Raw genomic sequence first — 20,297 nt, 5'->3', positions numbered from 1 at the left:
GCCGTATATATTTGTTTTAATGCAGACTGTACAGATAAAAACAGCCCAGAATATTGATATTGATTACGAGGTGGCCGATCTTGGCGAACGCGTTTTGGGCAGGCTGGCTGATATAGGCATATTTGTCGGCCTTGCTTTGGTGTTGCTGTTCCTGGCTTCGCTTACTTCGTGGAACGAGGTTTTTGGGATACTGCTTATCATTGTTTACCTGGTTGCTTTTGTTTTTTACGACCTGCTTTGCGAGCTTTTTTTTAACGGGCAAAGTATCGGTAAGCGGGTTATGAAGATCAAGGTAATCAGTATCGATGGTTCGCGCCCGAGTTTTGGGCAATACCTGATACGCTGGCTTTTCCGGATTGTTGATTTCAGCATCGGTTCGGGTATATGTGCTTTGATAGCCGTAGCAGTATCTCAAAAAAAACAACGTATAGGCGATATGGTGGCCGGCACAACCCTGATTAAAACCAAGCCACGTGTTCAAATGGATAGCATTGCGTTTATGCCGGTAACCGTAAGTACATATCAGCCGGTTTTTCCGCAGGTTATAAACCTTACTGATAAAGACATCACCCTGGTGCACGATGTGATCGTAAGCTACAATGCTACCGGTAATGCTGTTTTGGTATACAATATGGCGCTGCGGATAAAAGAACATTTAGGTATTACCCTACCAGAAGATATGACCGAATTGCAATTCTTAAACATCCTGATAAAAGACTACAATCACCTCTCGAGTATTTCTGCCGAAGCTTAAGCTTTAAGTAGTATAAAAGGATATGCCGGAACATTGCGCATTATCCAAAATACCAACACAACTGTAAAAATCACTACCGGGGTTAAAGGGCGATAAAGCAACCGCCACCGTATATCTTTTTTTAATATTACTGATGCGGCTTTGTGCCCGAAGTGAACTAACAAGAATGGCAGGCTTAACACCAGTAGTAAATTAAAACGGACAGCCTGTACAAGCTGTCCGTGTAAAAGGCAGTATATGGCCCTTTGCGAGCCGCAGCCGGGGCAATCAAACCCGGTGATCGTATAAAAAGGGCACTTAGGGAAAAAGCTGTAATGCTGCGGGTTAAAGCGGTAATATAAATAGCTTAAACTTATAATCCCGGCTAAAGCCAACACGGCATATGGCTTTTTAAAGTTCATTAAATATTTATTGAACGTGGTGAGAGGCACCCAAAAAGCTTACACCTACTATAAATACGAATATGACATAAAGTATAATGATGCCCAGGCCGGTAAAAAATCCTACTTTGGTCCAGGTGCCTGCGTCTTTCGATGATTTGAGAGCTCCCGCGATATCGCCTGCATCATACTTGCTGTTTACCTGCGATGAGAAAATGATACCTACAATACCAAAAGGCAGACAGCAAAAGATGGTAACTAAAATTGACTCTACGAGCCAGTTTTTAGGGCGTGGCACAGGTGTTTGAGCAAATGTTTGATCCGTTTCCATTGTGAAATAAGTTGAGGTTGGTAATAATTTTGGTAAAAGGTAAAAATAATATTTGATAAACACCACCGTTGCATAAAAAATTTATCAGCAGTATTATTCGTAACTTTATGCCCGATGCAACGCGAGCAAATTTCCGTTTTCGATATTTTTAAGATTGGCATAGGCCCTTCAAGCTCTCATACTTTAGGCCCCTGGCGCGCTGCGCAGCAGTTTATTCAAACACTGAGCGATCAGCATATTTTGGGTCAGGTAGTACAGGTTAAAATTTTGCTCTATGGTTCGCTGGCCAAAACCGGTAAGGGCCATGGCACCGATATCGCCATTTTGCTGGGTTTAAGCGGCGATGACCCGGTTACATTCGACGTTGACCGTATTGACAACAAGATTGCTGATATCAATAACCAGCACCGGTTAAATTTAGGCGGATCGCAACCGGTAGGTTTTGTTAAAGATGAGGACATGATCTTCCTGTTTAATGAGAGTCTGCCTTTTCACCCGAATGCGGTTACTTTCCAGGCGTTTTTAAATACCGGCAGGGCCGTATCCGAAACTTTTTACTCGATAGGGGGCGGTTTTGTAGTTAAAGAGGGAGAAAGCAAATCGGCCAAAGCGGAGGTCGACCTGCCTTTTCCGATAGATAAGGCTAACGATCTGCTGCATTGGTGTATTAAAACCGGACTAAAAGTATCGGATGTGGTGATGGAGAACGAACTGGCATGGCGCAGCGAAAAGGAAACGCGCGACGGGATCCTCAATATTTTCCGCGTCATCCACGAGTGCATTTACAAAGGCTGCCATACCAAAGGTAACCTGCCGGGTGGCCTAAACGTTGCCCGGCGGGCCGATAAGCTGAATAAAAAGCTGTTGAGTGGCGCAGCGTATACCGATTATCCGAGTTGGATAAAAGCCATCCGCGAAGGCGGTAATGGTTTTAAATATACTTTGGACTGGGTGAGCTGTTTCGCGCTTGCAGTGAATGAAGAGAACGCCTCGTTTGGCCGTGTGGTTACTGCACCTACCAACGGCGCTGCGGGCGTTGTGCCTGCCGTACTGCAATACCTTATTGTTTTTTGCGACGGTTTTAGCGAGGATAAGATCATCCGGTTCATCTGCACAGCATCCGAAATCGGCAGCATATTTAAAAAAGGCGCAACACTTTCGGCTGCAATGGGCGGTTGCCAGGCCGAGATCGGGGTATCGTCGGCAATGGCTGCGGCTGCTTTGACCGAATGCCTGGGCGGCTCGCAAAGGCAGGTGCTAATGGCCGCCGAAATAGCCATGGAACATCACCTGGGCCTAACCTGCGACCCTATCGGTGGTTTGGTACAAATACCCTGCATCGAACGCAATACCATGGGCGCCATTAAAGCCATCACGGCCTCGCAACTGGCATTGCAAACCAATCCCGATAATGCCAAAGTAAGTCTGGATGCCGTAGTTAAAACCATGTGGCAGACGGCGCTCGATATGAACTCCAAGTACAAAGAAACATCGGATGGGGGATTGGCCGTCAATATCCCGCTTAGCTTGCCGGAGTGTTAGATCTGAAAATCCAAAAAATGTCATCTCGAACGATAGTGAGAGATCTTCTGCAGTTGATAAGCATGAAGCAGAAGATTTCTCCCGCTGGTCGAAATGACAATTTTAATATTATCCTTTCTTAAACAACCTCGAATCAAACTCAAAAGGTTCGATACCGATAATCTTAACCTTGCTAAAATCAGCATGACGGGGGTTAATGAGATAGTTGTGATCGCCTTTTACGGTAGCTGATGGTACTTGCAGCAACAAGTGTTTATTTGCCTTAACAAAATTGTCGCCAACCTGCTGCGTTATTTTGATGAAAGGATGTGCATCCCAGCGAGATGGTAGATCTTCGATATTGATCCTGGCGGCGCGTTCAATATCCGGTATCTGAATAGTTGCCAGGTGATAGTTTGATGGAAGTATGCCAAGTGGGATATGCACCGCAATTTCTATAGCGGCCAGTGCCCGCGATTCGGCGGTGTATAAAACCGGGATGCCTTTGCTGTTCCAGCGCCCGCCGGTTAACTCGGCGCCACGGCCCGACAGATCATTAATATACTGCTGTTTGCTTAAACGGTAAAGTATCATGCAAAAACGCCGTGCTCAATACGGCCAAGCTCATCCATGATGGATTGGATGCCAAACGAAGTATCTAAAAGCTCTTTGGGCTTAACATTACCCAAAGCAACGATGTTTGATTCCATCCAGGTATTAAAGCTGGCTTCGCTACCAAAAACTTCGCTGCCGCGTTTGTATAAAAGCTCTATCTGGATAATGCGCTCTGAGTAAATAGGGTCAAAAGTTTTCGACTCTTTTTTGTACCGCTGTATGGTGCGTTCGGAAAGGTGCAGGTACGACGACCATTCCTCAAAAGTAAAATGAAGCTTATCGCTCAGCTTAACAAAATACGGAAAAGCAACCCCATCGCGAACGATGTTTACCAACTCTTCGGGATCGGCATCGCTCAGTATCGGATATTTTTTCGGCTCCTTCATTCCTTACTTTAAGCAATCTGTCATAAAATTAACGACAATTGTCATTAATTCCAAATTTATTTCAAATTATTCGCCACCATGGGCGCCAGCCCGGCTACCCAAAGGCTGTACATTTTTGCCGAGGGGTGCAAGCCATCAACCGCAATTAAGGTTGGGTCGGTGTCTGCCTGCCGCGATATGCCGGTAATGTTGAGGTAATTTACCCCTGCATTCGTGCTCTCGTACAAGTTGATATCGTTAAACTGATCAATTTCGGATGCGATCTTCGCCTTATCGGAGTTTTGTGCGAAAGGCGTCACGCTGTAATCGGGTATCGACAGTACAAAAACATGTTTTTTATTGCCGTTGGCAAAAGTGATAGCGGTATTCAATAACTGCACAAACTCGGTGCGGTACTGCGCCTGACTTTTGCCCTGGTACTGATTGTTAACCCCGATCAGCAAAGTCACAAAATCGTATTTCTGTGTAAGTTTTGCTTGCGCGATGGCATCGATCAGGTTAGTGGTCGTCCACCCGGTAACGGCGATGATCCTTGGATCAGCAACGGTATACCCTTGCCCGGTTAAAACGGTTTTTAGCTGGTAGGGAAAAGATTGCGCCGGCTCGACCGACTCGCCGATGGTGTACGAATCGCCCAGGGCCAGGTATTGTAAGGTGGTTTTATTGGTCAATTTGGTGGTCGTGTCGGTATTTTGAGTAAACAATTGTTGGCCGGTTTGTGCCGTTTTGGCGCATCCCAGTAAACAGCATAAACTTAACAAAACTAAAAAAGCTGTTTTCATATCACCATTTCCATATCAAACAATACGGAAATATGGTGCAGCAGGTTTTTTTTAACTTCGTTTATATTCGGTTGTTTGCCCAGTTCGGCCTGCATCGAGGTTACTGCCTTATCGTCGATACCGCAGGGAACAATGTGGTTAAAATAATCCAGATCGGTATTCACATTCAAAGCTATGCCATGCATAGTCACCCAGCGGCTGCAGCGTACACCCATGGCGCAAATCTTACGTGCCTTTTCGGGGATTTCCGGGTCGAGCCAGACGCCGGTATAACCGGGGTAACGCTCGCCTTTCAGGCCGTAGTCGGCCATGGTTAAAATTACGGCCTCCTCGAGCGTGCGCAGGTACAGGTGGATATCCGTAAAAAAGTTATCCAGGTCGAGTATCGGGTAAACCACAATCTGCCCCGGGCCATGGTAGGTAATATCGCCGCCGCGGTTGATGGGATAGTAGGTAGCCTGTTTTTCTTTAAGGCCCTGTTCATCCAGTAACAAATGCTCGGGCTTGCCGCTTTTGCCTAAGGTGTAAACATGCGGGTGCTCGCAAAAAACCAGGTAGTTAAGCGTTTCTTCAGCTACGCAATGATCGTAGGTATGGCTACCGTTCCGCTCGGCAACAATCATGGCCATCTCGTGGTTGCGTATATCGATCTTTGCTTTGACCGTATCGGCAAATAAAGCTTCCTGCCTGTCCCAGCCTTGTTTATAGTCAATCAGGCCCCAATCCTGTAAAATTACTTTTTTATTCTTCATCGCTTCCTTCATTAACATAGCCTATCATATACTCTTCAAAACGCAGGTAATGCACATCATATCTTTTCTTAAAACTGTCTTTGATGATCTTTGCCTGTAAGTGGCCGGCCTGGTAGCCTTCGAAAGGGTCGAGGAAAATATGATCCAAAAACGAAATAACCTTACGCCCGTTGCATTTATAAACGGCCTCTTTGGCACACCAGGCTACATATAATTGTTCGACCCGGTGACTGGGTTGGATAGTTGCCAATTCTTGCTTATTTAAAAACTTATGGGCAATGCGCTCAACCTTAGGGCTTATCAGTTCAATATCGATACCAACGGCTTTGCTTTTGCTGATCATCACCGCGGCGTAGTCAAACGAGTGGCTCAGGGATATCTGGTATGGCATATCAACCAGGTAGGGTTTTCCATGGTCGTCTACCCGGCAATCAATATACTCGGATGTATTGAGCATCGTGCGTAAAAGTACCCGTGTACCCAGCCAGTGCAGGTGGCGCTTGCCGTTACCTATCGATTCGATATACGCTTTTTCATCATCGTTTAGCTGTAACTGATTATACAGCGTTTCTGCATCCTCTTCTATCTTCCAGAGGGCAAACTCCGTATCCTCGTCAACCTGTAACCTAAACGCAATGGCCATAAAGTAAAATTGTAAAAACGTGCAAAATTATATCAAATAATTCTAATTTAGATGTGTTGATATAAGTATATGATTTTATCAGACAAACGCATCCTGGAAGAAATTGAAAAGGGCACTATCATCATTGAGCCGTTCGACCGTAAATGCCTTGGTACCAATTCGTACGATGTACATTTGGGCAAATATCTGGCCAATTATAAAAACCGGGTATTGGATGCAAAAATGCACAATGAGATAGAGCACTTTGAAATACCTAAAGATGGGTTTATTTTGCAGCCTAACGCATTGTATCTGGGAGTGACCATGGAGTATACCGAAACGCATGCCCATGTGCCTTTTTTGGAAGGTAAATCGAGCACGGGGCGATTGGGTATCGATATACATGCCACAGCAGGCAAGGGCGATGTGGGTTTTTGTAATACCTGGACGCTCGAAATATCGGTGGCACAGCCAGTCCGCGTTTATGCCGGGATGCCCATTGGGCAGCTCATCTATTTTATTGTTGAAGGAGATGTAGAGACCATGTACAATGATAAGAGCAATGCAAAGTACAATAATAAAACCACCCGGCCCGTTGAAAGTATGATGTGGAAGAATAAGTTCTGACCGGTTTGCCTTTGCTTCTGATCCCCGGTAAGCGCCCCGGCAATACCCGTATGTTTTAAACCAAAGTATTGATATACCTGTGAAAAAACTGAAACGATTTGCGCTTATTATAGTACCGGTAATTTTTATAGCCGGTTTTAGCCGGTTTGATGATGACGTCCTTCAAAAAGCTGTCGATAAACTCGGCGAATGGTCGGTACAGCAGCCGGTCGAAAAAGTATACCTGCACCTGGATAAACCTTACTATGCCATTGGCGATGATATCTGGTTCAAGGCCTATGTAACAATTGGCGGCAAACACCAGCTTTCGGCATTAAGCGGTATTTTGAATGTTGAGTTGATCAACGATAAAGACTCGGTTAAAAAGGCCGTTAAACTACCTGTAACCGCAGGAGTTGCCTGGGGCGATTTTAAATTGACCGACTCGTTAAGCGAAGGCAACTATCGCATACGCGCCTACACCAACTGGATGCGCAATGCAGGCGAAGATTACTTTTTTGATAAAACGATACAGGTAGGTAACTCTATTGCAAACAATGTACTTACCAAGGCCAGCTATACCTACAGCACGCAAAAAGATCAGCAGCACATCGATGCTACAATCAATTATACCGATTTGCAGGGCCAGCCGCTTGATGGTAAAGAAGTAAATTATACGGTTGAGTTGAGTTTCAGACAGGTTGCCCGCGGCAAAGGTATAACCGACAGCGAAGGTAACCTCAATATATCCTTCAATAACAATATGCCTGCGTTGCTAAAAAGCGGCCATATTACCACAACCATTAAACTGGAGCCGAAACAAAGCATCACCAAAGTTGTACCGGTAAAAGCCTCCTCGCAAAAAACCGATGTACAGTTCTTCCCCGAAGGAGGAACGTTTATCAGCGGTATCCGCAATAAGGTTGCTTTCAAGGCTGTAGGTGCCGATGGTTTAGGTGTTGATGTCAAGGGCATGGTTGTAGATAACGAGGGGCAAACCGTAGCCAGCATAACAACCCAGCACCTGGGCATGGGGGTTTTTGTTATTATGCCCCAGGCTGGTAAAACCTATAGTGCGAAGCTTACTTATCCCGATGGTTCGGAGGGAACGGTGGCTTTACCTAAACCAGCCGACGCAGGATACGCACTGAGCGTTAACGATACCTATGATCCGGAGAACGTGATTGTAAAAATATCAACCAATGAAGCTACGCTGGGAGCTAATCAGAATAACGAGATAAGTTTGCTGGCACACTCGGGCGGGAATGTTATTTTTACGGCAAAAACAAAGCTCACCGACCCTGTGTTTTCGGCGAAAATAGCCAAAAGCAGGTTCCCGTCGGGCATAGCACAGTTCACCTTGTTTTCGGCTAACGGCCAGCCCCTGAATGAACGCATTGCCTTGATACAAAATCCCGGCCAGCTGAACATTACCGTGAGCTCAGAAAAAGCCTCTTACGCCCCGCGCGAAAACGTAAAACTGAATATAGATGCCAGGAATAAAGACGGACAACCCGTTGTAGGCAGCTTTTCGGTGTCGGTTACCGACGAAAGTAAGGTGCCGTTTAACGAAGCTAATGAAAGCACTATTCTTTCAAATTTATTGCTGTCATCCGATATCAGGGGCTACATAGAACAGCCCAATTATTATTTTACGAATGTGAGCGATAAAACCCGCGCCGACCTCGATATCCTGATGATGACACAAGGCTACCGGCGTTTTGAGTGGAAAAAGCTGATGGCCGGCAGCCTGGCCCCCTTGGCTTTCAGGCCCGAAAAATCGCTTGATATTAGCGGCCATGTAAAAACTGCAAGTGGTAAACCTGTAGTTAAAGGTAAGGTAACCATTTTTAGCACCGCAGGAGGGATGTTTTTATTAGATACGCTTACCGATGAACAAGGCGCGTTTGCTTTCAGGAACCTGGTTTTTCGCGACAGTGTAAAATTTGTTGTGCAGGCACGGAATGCGAAAGAGGGCAGAGATGTGGAGATAGAACTGGATAACGTGCCGCTGCCGATTGTAACCGCCAATAAAAATGCTGCCGATGTTGAGGTAAATGTAAATGCTGCACTGATGCCTTATCTGCTTAACAGCAAAAATCAGTATGATGATTTTTTAAAATACGGCCTTGTTAACAAGACTATTATGCTCAAAGGTGTTACCATATCCGATACCAAAAAATCAAAAGCGCCCAACTCTGATAACCTGAATGGCGCCGGAAATGCCGACCAGGTTATTACAAGCGATAAACTGGAGGCCTGCGCCACATTAACCCAATGCCTGATCGGCAAGGCTAACTTTATTAATTTCAGGAACGGGATGGCTTATTCGACACGCACCCCGTATACACCCATGTTAGTTGTACTGGATGGGATGAGCATGGATAACTTTGACCTGGACGATTTATCGCCGAACGATGTTTCGAGCGTTGAGGTATTGAGAAGCATAGCGTATACGGCGATCTATGGTTCGAGGGCAGGCGGAGGCGTTTTGGTTATTACCACTAAACGCGGAGGAGAAGACCAGGGATACAGAAGCTACGCACCCGGTATTACCACTTATTATCCCAAAGGCTATTACCAGGCACGGAAGTTCTACGAGCCGCAATACAACGATCCTAAAACCAATACGCGCGTAGCCGATTTACGCACCACCATATTCTGGGAGCCAAACCTTATTACCACAAAAAATGGCGCAGCATCTCTGTCATTTTTTAATGCCGACGGTAAAGGTTCTTACAAAGCTGTAGTTGAAGGTATGGATGCCGACGGTAACATCGGCCGGCAGGTATACAGGTACAAGGTAGAATAGTATTACCATAGGGTGAATCTGCTTTTATTTACGCATCTTTATCAGCGTGAAAAAATACCCCCTTTTTATAGCCGCAATATTGATATTCTGTAATGCCTACAGCCAGACAACTCCCGCCGAAAAGGCAAACATCGTTACCGAGCTGATAAAGCTGGTTAAGATGCAGGACGAACCTAAGGCAGGCGCCTACCTGCGCACCAGGCATTGCGTTTTTGCCGGTAAAAACCCGCACGAGGGCGGCTTTGATTATATGTACCGTGTACTGCACGCTACCAGCGTTTATGGCTTAACGGTGTTGGATGATACGGGGCAAAGCGTATCGACAGCATATTACAGTACCATCAGTAATAACGAATATTTAGCGGCGCTGAATTATGTAAAGGGAGCGGGCTACCTGCCCAGGGGCGATGTAAGCAATCCTAACTTTTTAGCTTTTGCCAAGGGCGATGACCTGGTTATGCTGGGCATTGGCAATAATAATGGAGTAACGAGCTACACCATATCGGCCAGTAAAATAATTATGTATTAAAAGCTCAGGATGCGATAGTTTGCATGCTGCGTGTTAGGCCGATTAGGCGTACCTGCTGTGCTATTGATTTGGCATTATAGCCGCATTCGGCCCAAAGCTCGGGCTGTTCGCCGTGTTCAACAACGGTATCGGGTATACCCAACCGAACAACCTGTGCTCTATAATTATTATCGGCCATAAACTCTAAAACCGCGCTGCCCATACCGCCTTGTATACAGCCATCTTCAACGGTGATTACCTTTTTAAACTTGCCGAATACTTCGTGAAGCAAATCTTCGTCGATAGGTTTTACAAAGCGCATATCGTAATGCGCCGGGCTATAACCTTCGGCGTTAAGCTCGTTCAAAGCTTTCACAACCTCGTTGCCGATGGTGCCGATCGATAAAATAGCCACATCTTCGCCATCGCAAACTTTGCGGCCTTTGCCAACCGGGATGGCCTTCATCGGGCGCTGCCAATCTACCATCACACCATTGCCTCGTGGGTAACGTATCACAAACGGACCCATATTATCCTGCTGGGCAGTGTACATCAGGTTGCGTAACTCTTCTTCGTTCATCGGCGCCGATACCGTCATGTTCGGTATGCAGCGCATATAAGCCAGGTCGTAAGCGCCGTGGTGGGTTGCGCCGTCGGCCCCGGCAATACCGGCCCTGTCCAAACAAAACACCACGTTCAGGTTTTGTATGGCCACATCGTGTATCACCTGGTCGTACGCACGCTGCATAAAGCTGCTGTAAATATTACAGAAAGGCAGCATGCCTTGTGTAGCCAAACCAGCCGAAAAAGTGACGGCGTGCTGCTCGGCAATGCCCACGTCGAATGCGCGGTTCGGCATGGCTTTCATCATCATATTCAGCGATGAGCCGCTCGGCATGGCTGGCGTTATGCCCATTATCTTAGGGTTTACTTCGGCCAGCTCGATAATGGTATGGCCAAATACATCCTGGTATTTGGGTGGTTGTGGTTTTTCGTAAACTGTTTTCTTGATCTCGCCGGTGATCTTATCAAACAAACCCGGTGCGTGCCATTTGGTCTGATCCTTTTCGGCAAGCGAGTAGCCTTTACCCTTTACGGTGATGCAGTGCAATAATTTCGGACCAGGGATATCCCTCAGGTCTTTCAATACACGGGCCAAATGCTCCACATCGTGCCCGTCAATCGGTCCAAAATATCTGAATTTTAAAGCCTCGAAGAAATTGCTGCGTTTTAACAAGGTGCCTTTGATGCTTTTCTCGAATTTTTGAGCAAGTTTATAGGCATCAGGGCCGATTTCAGAAATTTTAGCCAAAACCTTGGCAATGTCATCACGAAAGCGGTTATAGTGTTTCGATGTCGAAATATCGGTGAGGTATTCTTTCAATGCGCCAACGTTCGGGTCGATGGCCATATTGTTATCGTTCAAAATAACCAGCAGGTTGCTGTTCTCAATACCGGCATGATTAAGCGCTTCGAACGCCAGGCCGGCTGTCATCGATCCATCGCCTATTACGGCTACGTGTTGGCGGTCGGTTTCGCCTTTATAGTGCGATGCCACAGCCATGCCCAGCGCTGCCGAAATGGAAGTAGAAGAGTGGCCAACGCCAAAAGTATCGTATTCGCTTTCGCTGCGTTTGGGGAAGCCGCTTATACCGCCGAACAAACGGTTGGTATCGAAAACGTCGCGGCGGCCGGTGAGTATTTTATGGCCGTAAGCCTGGTGGCCAACATCCCAAACTAACTGATCGTAAGGGGTATTTAAAACGTAGTGCAGGGCAACAGTCAACTCAACAACACCCAAACTGGCGCCAAAGTGCCCGCCGTTTACCGAAACAATGTCAATAATATACTGACGCAGTTCCTGGCTGAGTTGCTTCAAATCTTCCTCTTTAAGTTGTTTTAAATCAGAAGGATAGTTGATTTTTTGTAATAATTCCCCCGCCTGTACTTTCATTTAAAAATTGTCGACTACTGTAAAGGTACAAAATAAGCTATTTACTTGAATATATCACAGTAAACTGTTATAAAGTTTGGATATTACCAAATTGCAGGGTTCACCTGATTATTCGGTCAATCAATCATTCATTCAATCGGTTTTGAGAGGGGGAAATTGTAAGAAAGTTTTCAATGGTTTATCTTGATTCACCATCGTCGTTTTTATTATCCGTGGAGTAGTCGGCTAATTCAATGATAATAATCGTACCAGCTGCCGCCAAATTTCTTTTCAAAGTTTTCCTTACTATCAAATGTTAGATGAATTTCTTTGATAACAGGATTGAGGTACTTATTGACTAATTCTAAATAACCTTTTTTAATATCATTATATTTAGGAAGGTCTTTATTAGATCCAATTTGGTCTTCTTTATATAAAAAGATCGTTAGCCAGTAGTCACCACTATGGATTTGCCAGATATCTTCTTTTTCATAGAAGGTTGTAAAAGATTTTAAAATATCATCAGGAATATAATCAAACATCTTTGCTCTGTTTTTGATGTTGCTGCATCTGTTGTTGATGCTTTCACCGGCAATTCACAACTCATGGGTAAATATGGGTATTATAAAATTTATTTTGTTCAACCCTTCAGACATTCAATCCCTAAATAGAGGAGTTGTAAGAAATTTTCAATGGTTTATCTTGATCATTCAAAAATTCAGTCCGGCTTTGCACCTTCAGCTAAATATACCCAATTTTAGTTTTAAAAACAAGATTTACCGGCAATAATTAAACAAAACATGCCGGTTTTAACCGGCATGTTGATGAATGTAAGATTAACTTATGTTCCCCTGCGATATCCACTTTAACCCCTCGATGCCGGGTATAAACACGTACAAACTGCCGTCGGTGCGCACGTAACGCTGCATGTTTTGGGGTGCGGTGTGATAGGTTACCGGCCCCTGTGTTATATTGGGTACGGCAAAGGCAAACTCCAGATCGGGTTCGTAGGTATCGTCGGTACGCGGGCCAAAAAGCGGGTCGACACCGCTGCTGTTCGGCGAGTTATCCGGCGTGCGGAACGATCCAGCCTCGAGCCAGGTGCTCATGATAAATCTGAACTGAAAATCCAGGACAGCGCCGATAAATAACCCTACCAAACCCCGCTGTATTTGCGGAGTTTTGGGCTCGGTACTTTTGTACGGCGGGCCATAAGGCGATGCCCTGCGCAATATGCGATGTGTAACGGCGTATACCGGCTTACCAGTGCCGAGGTCAACGTTCCCCTGAACGTAGGTATCATCGCGCGGGTTTGCCCTGCGGATGTGTGATGCATACGGGCACCGGAGTGCGTCGGCATCGCTAACCATGTTACCCTTTTGATGCCTGGTTGGGGCGAGGTAATCAAAATTGGTATAGTCAAATCCTTTTAAATGTGGGTCCGGTTTATTGGGCGATACAACCAGCGGTGTCCCGTCGCGCCAGCGCCCGCACATTTTTGCGGCCATCAGTTCGGGCGGGGTAGCCGGGTCCGAGCTGATAAACTCCTCAAATGCGCCCACATCCTGGTAAAGTAACCTGAACGCGGCGAATGTGCCGTTTTTCAAAAAAGGATGTGCCTGGTAATCGGGAGCATCGGTGCTGATGATGAACCTGTCGGCAGGTACCATGGGCCGGTCATCCGGGTCGCCGGCAATCTCTTCCAGGATATTCCAGGGCGAGTGTGCAATACGCGGCTGCGACAAACTGTCCTTATAACCAAAGTGGATATAAGTCGGGTCGCCGTCAACAATTACCGGGTCCGAATCTTTAACAAAAACCGGCTGTACGCACAAATCTCCCGTAGCGGTTTTGGGTATCATGGCCAATAATTTACCATAGTATTCTTCCCGGTTTTCGGGGTTTCGAGCGTAAAGGGTTAGCTGCATATGCAGGTCGTTGCCGTTGGCCGCAGGGGCGGTGCCGGGCAGCCAGCCGCCCGACCGCGTCCACCAGTATTGCGGGTCGCTGGTTCCGGTATCTCCTACAAATTCGGCATCGCTTACCGCGCCCAGGCTAAATGAGTTGAAAAGTTGGTAGCTGGTATTATTGAGCGTTGCGCAGTTAGGCTCGCCGATGAGCCGGTTTAAGCCGTAAATAGTAAAGCCGATATTAAGGCAGTACGGCGGTTTGCCGTTTACCCATGGCGTTGCATCGGTAATCTTTAAGCCCGGCGCTTTACTCCCGGGCAGCAGGTCGGCACAAAATTGCCGCGCGCCTTGTATAGCTTCTTTATTGTCAGGGATGGTTAAAACGATATACCTGATAAAGTCGTAATTATAGCCGCGCAATATCAGCCCCTGTATATCATCCATCTGGATAGGGTCGGTTAAACTCATGGATATCGGTATTAATCTTTAAAAATGAACTATTACATACCGCCACCTACTTTCCGCATTTTGGCGCTGTCGATTTCTGGAAGTTTATGGCCACCGGCGGGAAAGGCCAGAGTTCTTTCGCATCGGGATAATTGTTCAAAATTTTGCCCACGGTTAAGCCCGGAAAAGTTGCGCCCAATACATATTTGCCCGGCGCTGATGAACCTGCCGGGTAGGTCGGGTCGGCAAAGTTGTAACGCATCAGCAAACAGTAAAACGCACTGGCATTTTTAACCACGCCGCCGTTTTTAAGGATATTGACAGCGGTGCTCGGGTCGTTAGGGTTAAGGCCAGGTATACCGCTTTCGTCCATGATGTGTAAAAGGTTGGTTAAGCCCGCCACAACAGCAGGTATGGTAAAAAATGCACTGATGTAGGGGGCAAAATCGTTATCGTAAAGCGACATGACCACCAATACATCCTTACCGGGGAAAGACTGGAAGCCCGGCACCGGTATGCCCGGGGTTGCCTGCCCGTCGGCCTGGTGATAGATCATAAAAAAGTGAACGCCGGTTGCCGCCCTGGGGTCTACCGCTTCGGCATGTGCCTTAATGGTACTTTTTAAATGCTCAACTTCTTTTGCCGCCGCGGCCGATTTCCCTTTTTTAAGGGGAACAAATAAAAACAGCAGGTGTTGCTCATCGCCTGCGGCGACGTTGGTAATTGGATTTGCCATAATAATAAAGGTTTAAGTTTATTGGTTACCTACTCTGTTAAGGCTTTTCGGTTTACGCCTGTTTTGCTAAGTATTAAGCTAAATAATATGACATACCGCGAAAAAGATAATTGCATTAAGCAACTGCCTTGATCAGGGTATATTGCTAATAATATTGTGGTTAATTAAGATATTAAACAGGCGGTACCTGCGTTGGGGTAGATAAAGCTAAATTAATAGCTTGATAATAACAAGTATTAAAATAAATATTTTTTTAAAACGATAGGCGGTTAGCGAGGGAGGTGTTACAGTTTACGCGGGTGGTAAGGTTTTACGGTACTTTCTTTATGACCTATCCCGGACCATATATTTTTAGTTCCGGTTATGTGGGCGTTTCCCTGCGGGCCGCGTCATCCGCTCATACTGCACCGGCTTTAGCCACAGGCCGGTACCCGCTACTACCGCTAACGCAAGCTTTTCGGTGTAATCCTAATCAACCAGTGCTATCTTTGATAAATTCGACATTGAAATTCCGTAATTCTGTTATTTTTGAGGCTGTTACCATGACAGAAGAAAATTTCGAGATCAAGCTCCCGCAGTTCGAAGGCCCGTTCGACCTGCTCCTGTTCTTTATCGAACGGGACGAGCTCGATATTCACGAAATTTCCATCGCCAAAATAACCGACGATTTCCTCGATTATCTGCACCACATGCAGCAGCTCAACATGGAGCTGGCCAGCGAATTTATTTATGTAGCAGCCACGCTGATGCGCATCAAAGCCAAAATGCTGCTGCCGCGTTACGAGGTCGACGGGGATGGCAACGAGGTCGATCTTAAGGCCGACCTGATCCGCAAGCTCATCGAATACAAAAAATATAAACTGGTTTGTGAAGAGCTGAAGCCCATGGAAGACGAGCGCTTTAAACGCGAAAAGCGCGGCAATATCCATGTAGATATGGAAGCCGTAGCCGGTTTGGCCACACCGGGCGAAGAACTCGAAAGCTTCGACCTGTACAAGCTGATGCTGGTTTACAACCGTGTACTTACCCGTTACCGCACCGCCAGCAAGGTGGTAAAGCATACGGTAGTGCAATATCCGTACACTATCGAAAAGCAAAAAGAGGCCATTGCCAGATTGATCGAGATCAATAAGCGGCTTGATTTCAGCCAGATCAGGAAGAACAGCGCCAACAAAGTGCACTTCGTCTACAACTTCCTTGCCCTGCTCGAAATGCTGCAGCAGGAGCTGATATCGATACAGATAGGCACCGGGTTTAATAATTTTTGGGTATCCGCAAGGGCGTGAGGCTTGAAGCCGGAAGCAAGACGCCTTTATTGGTAAGGCCGATAAGTTATTATTCTGAATTTTAAGGCTTATGCTTATACTTTATTCTGTAAGGACAAAGCCATAAGCCCAAACTTTTAAATTTGCCGGTCTCGAAACAGAACACTTTATGTTTTATGCATTTAGCTTTCAGCTTCTTGCTTCAGGCTTCCTGCTTTTTTACTAACTTAGCGCCCTTTAAACACCACAATGAAACGAGATAAACTTATTTTTAATTTACTGGACGAAGAACAGCAACGCCAGGAAGAAGGATTGGAGCTCATCGCTTCGGAAAACTTTGTCAGCAAACAGGTAATGGAAGCAGCCGGATCGGTTGCAACCAACAAATATGCCGAGGGTTTGCCAGGCAAACGTTATTATGGCGGCTGCCAGATCGTCGACGAGATCGAGACCATTGCTATCGAGCGTGCGAAACAGTTGTTCAACGCCGAATGGGCCAACGTACAGCCGCACTCAGGTGCGCAGGCTAACGCCGCTGTAATGCTTGCCTGTTTACAACCCGGCGATAAAATTCTGGGGTTCGACCTTTCGCACGGCGGGCACTTAACACACGGTTCGCCGGTAAATTTCTCAGGTAAATTATATGTGCCTCTTTTTTATGGTGTTAAAAAAGATACCGGCCTCATCGATTATGAGCAATTGCGCAAGGTGGCATTAAAGGAAAAACCGAAGATGATCATCTGCGGCGCTTCGGCTTACTCGCGCGACTGGGATTACGCGTTCATCCGTAAAGTAGCCGACGAAATTGGCGCACTGGTGCTGGCCGATATTTCGCACCCGGCAGGTTTAATTGCCCGTGGTTTGCTGACCGACCCGCTGCCGCATTGCCATATCGTAACCACAACAACCCATAAAACCCTGCGTGGCCCCCGTGGCGGCATGATCATGATGGGTAAGGATTTTGAGAACCCATGGGGCCTGAAAACGCCTAAAGGCGAAATACGAATGATGTCGGCTCTGCTTGATTCGGCCGTATTTCCGGGTACACAGGGCGGCCCGCTGGAGCATATCATCGCTGCCAAAGCGGTAGCTTTTGGCGAGGCTCTGAGCGAAGATTACATGAAGTACATTGTACAGGTTAAAAAGAACGCTGCCGCCATGGCCGAGGCGTTTATTAACCATGGCTACAATATTGTATCGGGGGGCACGGATAATCACCTGATTTTATTAGATTTACGAAATAAAAATATCACCGGTAAAGATGCCGAGAATGCCCTGGTAAAAGCCGATATTACCGTGAACAAAAACATGGTGCCTTATGATGATAAATCGCCGTTTGTAACATCGGGCATCAGGGTAGGTACTGCAGCTGTTACTACCCGCGGTTTGAAGGAAAAACAGATGGAAAAGATTGTAGAATTGATAGATGCTGTAATAAAAGATCCTGAAAACGAACATAATCTGAAAAAAGTGCGTAATAAGGTTAATGAGCTCGTAGAGAAATTTCCCCTTTACAAGTAATTGCTGATTTTTTAGTGAATGATATTGTCCCGTAATCCTATTCCGGCAAATGAGTCTGAGCGCCTTGATGCGCTCAACTCATATCATATACTGGATACTTTACCCGAAAAGGATTACGATGCGATTAATCGTTTAGCAGCTTACATCTGCCAAACCCCTGTCTCGCTCATTACTTTTATCGATGCCGACAGGCAGTGGTACAAAGCTAATATCGGCCTACCGAACAATGAGATAGCCCGGTCAGAAACTTTTTGCCGCTACACCATTATGAGCGACGAAGTGCTGGAAGTGCCCGATGCCCGCCAGAACGAACTATTCGCGGATAACCCCGCCGTTGTTGACGGCTGGGTCCGGTTTTATGCGGGGGTCCCTATTATTGATAACGAAGGTTACAGGCTGGGCACCATTTGCGTGGTCGATACCGTGCCCCGGAATCTGACAGTTGAACAAAAGGATGCTTTGGTAACCTTAGCTCACGAAGTGGTCTCGCACCTTACTTTGCGGAAGCAAAAAAGAGAGCTCGAAGAAAGCCTTAAACTGCACAACGAATTTTTTAACCTGTTCAATAACTCGCCCGAGATACATTGTGTGATGGACAGGACCACACGCATACAACTCATCAACGATTCGGTAACCCGTATTTTGGGTTATACGCCGTTGGAAGCTATCGGCCACCCGATATGGTACTTCTTCCCGAAAGGCGACCGCGACCACCTGCTTAAAATTGTTGAAGACGGGCTGCGTAATAAAAAGAAATCGTACGAGCTCGAAACCCGTATCATTACCCGTACCGGCGAAATTAAATGGGTAAGCTGGTCGGTCATCGCCAAAAAAGAAAACTGGTATGCCAGCGGCCGCGATATCACCTACCAGAAAAAAGTGGTAGCCGAACTGGAACAGCTTTCGCTGGTGGCCAGCAAGGTAAGCAACGGCGTAGTGATAAGCGATGCCAATAACAAAGTGGTTTGGGTGAACGATGCTTTTGAAAAGATCACAGGTTATCACCTCGAAGATGTGGAAGGTAATGCCCTGGGCGATAAGATCAAAGGCGAGCTGACGGATGTATCCATCATTCATAAAGCGCGCGAACTGTCGAAAAATAAACAATCGTTCGAGGTCGACCTGCTGATGTACCGTAAAGACGGGCAACCTATCTGGATATCGGTCATCAATTCTATTATCCTCGATCAGTTCGGCAATATCGATAAATACGTAGAGGTGATTATTGATATCACTGCTAAAAAGAAAGCCGAGCACGAACTCATCTCCGCTAAGGAAGAGGCCGTGCAGCTTAACCGGGCCAAGGATATGTTCATCTCGGTAATGAGCCACGAGATACGCACGCCGCTGAATGCGGTGATCGGTATCTCGCACCTGCTGATGGAGGATAACCCGAACGAATCGCAAAAGGAAAACCTGAAGATACTCAAGTTCTCGGCAGATAACCTGATGACGCTGATTAACGATGTGCTCGATTTTACCAAGATCGAAACAGGCAATATCGAGCTCGAAAAAATACCGGTCGACCTGCGAGAGTTGGTGGATGGCGTGGTGAACTCGATGCAGTTTAAAGCAAAAGGTAAAAATGTGTATCTTAAGGCCCAGGTTGATGAGAGCCTGCCCGAAAATATCATCGGTGATAAAACACGCATTTGCCAGATACTATTGAACCTGGTGGGCAACTCGGTTAAGTTTACCGATAAAGGCGGCGTAACTATCGACCTGAAGGTCATCGAGCAAACCAATAACGAGGTACGGATACGTTTTGAGGTATCGGATACGGGTATCGGTATTGCGGCTGATAAAATTAATACGATATTTGAGTCGTTCAAGCAGGCCGACGCCAATATAACCCGTTTGTATGGCGGCACGGGTCTGGGCCTGGCCATTACCAAGCGCCTGGTAGAGCTGCACGATTCGCGGATAAACGTAGAGAGCACTTACGGTCAGGGATCGAAGTTTTGGTTTACCATAACGTTTAACAAAAGCGCCGATACATTAAAAACAAAAACACAAGCAGTGGAAATTGGCTTAAAACTCAATATACTGGTGGTTGATGATAACCAGATCAACCGTTTACTGATCGATAAAGTATTAAAGAAATGGGGTGTTAACGCCGATTTTGCCGAGAATGGCCGTCAGGCACTCGAAAAAATTGAAGCCAGAGGCGATTACGATGTAGTGCTGATGGATATCCACATGCCCGAAATGGGCGGCCTTGAAGCCACCAAAGTGCTGCGCGCAAAGGCCGATACCTACAGCCAGCAATTACCGATTATTGCGCTTACCGCATCTATGCTCAACAACCAGATGGGCATGATAGGTGAGGCCGGCATGAACGACTATATCCTGAAGCCGTTCAACCCTAAAGATCTGTATGATAAGATCAGCAAGTTTTCGAAAGAATAGGGTGGTG

Annotated in this window: 19 protein-coding genes; 8 read left to right on the top strand and 11 right to left on the bottom strand. The window is 46.4% G+C overall.

The annotated features are described in order from the left end of the window. The first annotated feature begins 19 nt into the window (after positions 1-19). Positions 20-754, top strand: a complete 735-nt coding sequence (locus tag BEL04_RS18690) for an RDD family protein (protein ID WP_066006327.1) — start codon at positions 20-22, stop codon at positions 752-754. On the opposite strand, the gene BEL04_RS24770 is transcribed toward BEL04_RS18690, so the two are convergent. Both BEL04_RS24770 and BEL04_RS18680 read right to left on the bottom strand, forming a co-directional pair. Next, positions 751-1,155 (bottom strand): DUF2752 domain-containing protein, encoded by a 405-nt coding sequence (locus tag BEL04_RS24770; RefSeq protein ID WP_066006326.1) that lies wholly within the window; start codon positions 1,153-1,155, stop codon positions 751-753. The two genes, BEL04_RS18690 and BEL04_RS24770, sit on opposite strands and share 4 nt — an antisense overlap. A gap of 7 nt (positions 1,156-1,162) precedes the next feature. Further along, positions 1,163-1,465 carry a CD225/dispanin family protein gene (locus tag BEL04_RS18680; RefSeq protein WP_066006325.1) on the bottom strand — a complete coding sequence of 101 codons (303 nt, stop codon included), beginning with the start codon at positions 1,463-1,465 and terminating at the stop codon, positions 1,163-1,165. Between the two features lie 114 nt (positions 1,466-1,579). Between BEL04_RS18680 and BEL04_RS18675 the strand changes: the two genes are divergently transcribed. Next, positions 1,580-3,007 (top strand): L-serine ammonia-lyase, encoded by a 1,428-nt coding sequence (locus tag BEL04_RS18675; protein ID WP_066006324.1) that lies wholly within the window; start codon positions 1,580-1,582, stop codon positions 3,005-3,007. Positions 3,008-3,115: 108 nt separating this feature from the next. On the opposite strand, the gene BEL04_RS18670 is transcribed toward BEL04_RS18675, so the two are convergent. The 5 genes from BEL04_RS18670 to BEL04_RS18650 are packed head-to-tail and all read right to left on the bottom strand — an operon-like array spanning position 3,116 to position 6,164. Then, positions 3,116-3,580, bottom strand: a complete 465-nt coding sequence (locus BEL04_RS18670) for an RES family NAD+ phosphorylase (protein WP_066006323.1) — start codon at positions 3,578-3,580, stop codon at positions 3,116-3,118. After that, a complete protein-coding gene (locus BEL04_RS18665) occupies positions 3,577-3,987 on the bottom strand; it encodes an antitoxin Xre-like helix-turn-helix domain-containing protein (RefSeq protein ID WP_066006322.1) in 411 nt (136 codons plus the stop codon). The genes BEL04_RS18670 and BEL04_RS18665 overlap by 4 nt, the downstream gene beginning before the upstream one ends. A gap of 56 nt (positions 3,988-4,043) precedes the next feature. Then, positions 4,044-4,769 carry an SGNH/GDSL hydrolase family protein gene (locus BEL04_RS18660; RefSeq protein WP_066006321.1) on the bottom strand — a complete coding sequence of 242 codons (726 nt, stop codon included), beginning with the start codon at positions 4,767-4,769 and terminating at the stop codon, positions 4,044-4,046. After that, positions 4,766-5,521 carry a lipoyl(octanoyl) transferase LipB gene (gene lipB / locus BEL04_RS18655; RefSeq protein WP_066007272.1) on the bottom strand — a complete coding sequence of 252 codons (756 nt, stop codon included), beginning with the start codon at positions 5,519-5,521 and terminating at the stop codon, positions 4,766-4,768. The genes BEL04_RS18660 and lipB overlap by 4 nt, the downstream gene beginning before the upstream one ends. Next, on the bottom strand, positions 5,511-6,164 hold the full coding sequence (locus tag BEL04_RS18650) for a 4'-phosphopantetheinyl transferase superfamily protein (protein ID WP_066006320.1): 654 nt from the start codon (positions 6,162-6,164) through the stop codon (positions 5,511-5,513). Before BEL04_RS18650 ends, lipB begins: the two co-directional genes overlap by 11 nt. A gap of 69 nt (positions 6,165-6,233) precedes the next feature. Here BEL04_RS18650 and dcd point away from each other — a divergent pair, with 69 nt between their 5' ends. The 3 genes from dcd (at position 6,234) to BEL04_RS18635 (ending at position 10,090) form a co-directional block, all read left to right on the top strand. Continuing rightward, positions 6,234-6,770, top strand: coding sequence for a dCTP deaminase (gene dcd / locus BEL04_RS18645; protein WP_066006319.1), 537 nt, complete (start codon positions 6,234-6,236; stop codon positions 6,768-6,770). 79 nt (positions 6,771-6,849) lie between these two features. Beyond that, positions 6,850-9,561 carry a TonB-dependent receptor plug domain-containing protein gene (locus BEL04_RS18640; protein WP_254659602.1) on the top strand — a complete coding sequence of 904 codons (2,712 nt, stop codon included), beginning with the start codon at positions 6,850-6,852 and terminating at the stop codon, positions 9,559-9,561. A gap of 46 nt (positions 9,562-9,607) precedes the next feature. Continuing rightward, positions 9,608-10,090, top strand: a complete 483-nt coding sequence (locus BEL04_RS18635; protein ID WP_066006318.1) for a hypothetical protein — start codon at positions 9,608-9,610, stop codon at positions 10,088-10,090. A gap of 4 nt (positions 10,091-10,094) precedes the next feature. Here the strand turns inward: BEL04_RS18635 and dxs are convergent, their stop codons facing one another. From dxs to BEL04_RS18610, 4 genes are all read right to left on the bottom strand, one after another. Further along, positions 10,095-12,023: a 1-deoxy-D-xylulose-5-phosphate synthase gene (gene dxs, locus BEL04_RS18630; protein WP_066006317.1), complete on the bottom strand. Its 1,929-nt coding sequence runs from the start codon at positions 12,021-12,023 to the stop codon at positions 10,095-10,097. 230 nt (positions 12,024-12,253) lie between these two features. After that, entirely contained in the window at positions 12,254-12,544 is a 291-nt protein-coding gene (locus BEL04_RS18625) for a hypothetical protein (protein ID WP_066006316.1), read from the bottom strand. Positions 12,545-12,838: 294 nt separating this feature from the next. Next, the gene (locus BEL04_RS18615; RefSeq protein WP_066006314.1) at positions 12,839-14,380 is read right to left on the bottom strand and encodes a hypothetical protein; all 1,542 of its coding nucleotides are present in this window, start codon (positions 14,378-14,380) and stop codon (positions 12,839-12,841) included. A gap of 46 nt (positions 14,381-14,426) precedes the next feature. Continuing rightward, positions 14,427-15,095: a hypothetical protein gene (locus tag BEL04_RS18610; protein WP_066006313.1), complete on the bottom strand. Its 669-nt coding sequence runs from the start codon at positions 15,093-15,095 to the stop codon at positions 14,427-14,429. Between the two features lie 542 nt (positions 15,096-15,637). Here BEL04_RS18610 and BEL04_RS18605 point away from each other — a divergent pair. The 3 genes from BEL04_RS18605 (at position 15,638) to BEL04_RS18595 (ending at position 20,290) form a co-directional block, all read left to right on the top strand. Next, a complete protein-coding gene (locus BEL04_RS18605; protein WP_066006312.1) occupies positions 15,638-16,381 on the top strand; it encodes a ScpA family protein in 744 nt (247 codons plus the stop codon). A gap of 228 nt (positions 16,382-16,609) precedes the next feature. Next, positions 16,610-17,881, top strand: coding sequence for a serine hydroxymethyltransferase (gene glyA, locus BEL04_RS18600; protein WP_066006311.1), 1,272 nt, complete (start codon positions 16,610-16,612; stop codon positions 17,879-17,881). Between the two features lie 18 nt (positions 17,882-17,899). Further along, positions 17,900-20,290, top strand: a complete 2,391-nt coding sequence (locus BEL04_RS18595; protein ID WP_066006310.1) for a PAS domain S-box protein — start codon at positions 17,900-17,902, stop codon at positions 20,288-20,290. Positions 20,291-20,297: the final 7 nt, after the last annotated feature.

It is taken from the genome of Mucilaginibacter sp. PPCGB 2223 (genome assembly GCF_001705515.1).
In the GTDB taxonomy this organism is placed as follows: Bacteria; Bacteroidota; Bacteroidia; order Sphingobacteriales; family Sphingobacteriaceae; genus Mucilaginibacter.
This window is presented reverse-complemented; position numbering and strand designations above follow the sequence as displayed.

Coding starts and splice junctions, on each gene's coding strand:
- BEL04_RS18690 (WP_066006327.1), top strand. CDS start 20: ATGCAGACTGTACAGATAAAAACAGCCCAGAATATTGATATTGATTAC.
- BEL04_RS24770 (WP_066006326.1), bottom strand. CDS start 1,155: ATGAACTTTAAAAAGCCATATGCCGTGTTGGCTTTAGCCGGGATTATA.
- BEL04_RS18680 (WP_066006325.1), bottom strand. CDS start 1,465: ATGGAAACGGATCAAACATTTGCTCAAACACCTGTGCCACGCCCTAAA.
- BEL04_RS18675 (WP_066006324.1), top strand. CDS start 1,580: ATGCAACGCGAGCAAATTTCCGTTTTCGATATTTTTAAGATTGGCATA.
- BEL04_RS18670 (WP_066006323.1), bottom strand. CDS start 3,580: ATGATACTTTACCGTTTAAGCAAACAGCAGTATATTAATGATCTGTCG.
- BEL04_RS18665 (WP_066006322.1), bottom strand. CDS start 3,987: ATGAAGGAGCCGAAAAAATATCCGATACTGAGCGATGCCGATCCCGAA.
- BEL04_RS18660 (WP_066006321.1), bottom strand. CDS start 4,769: ATGAAAACAGCTTTTTTAGTTTTGTTAAGTTTATGCTGTTTACTGGGA.
- lipB (WP_066007272.1), bottom strand. CDS start 5,521: ATGAAGAATAAAAAAGTAATTTTACAGGATTGGGGCCTGATTGACTAT.
- BEL04_RS18650 (WP_066006320.1), bottom strand. CDS start 6,164: ATGGCCATTGCGTTTAGGTTACAGGTTGACGAGGATACGGAGTTTGCC.
- dcd (WP_066006319.1), top strand. CDS start 6,234: ATGATTTTATCAGACAAACGCATCCTGGAAGAAATTGAAAAGGGCACT.
- dxs (WP_066006317.1), bottom strand. CDS start 12,023: ATGAAAGTACAGGCGGGGGAATTATTACAAAAAATCAACTATCCTTCT.
- BEL04_RS18625 (WP_066006316.1), bottom strand. CDS start 12,544: ATGTTTGATTATATTCCTGATGATATTTTAAAATCTTTTACAACCTTC.
- BEL04_RS18615 (WP_066006314.1), bottom strand. CDS start 14,380: ATGAGTTTAACCGACCCTATCCAGATGGATGATATACAGGGGCTGATA.
- BEL04_RS18610 (WP_066006313.1), bottom strand. CDS start 15,095: ATGGCAAATCCAATTACCAACGTCGCCGCAGGCGATGAGCAACACCTG.
- BEL04_RS18605 (WP_066006312.1), top strand. CDS start 15,638: ATGACAGAAGAAAATTTCGAGATCAAGCTCCCGCAGTTCGAAGGCCCG.
- glyA (WP_066006311.1), top strand. CDS start 16,610: ATGAAACGAGATAAACTTATTTTTAATTTACTGGACGAAGAACAGCAA.
- BEL04_RS18595 (WP_066006310.1), top strand. CDS start 17,900: ATGATATTGTCCCGTAATCCTATTCCGGCAAATGAGTCTGAGCGCCTT.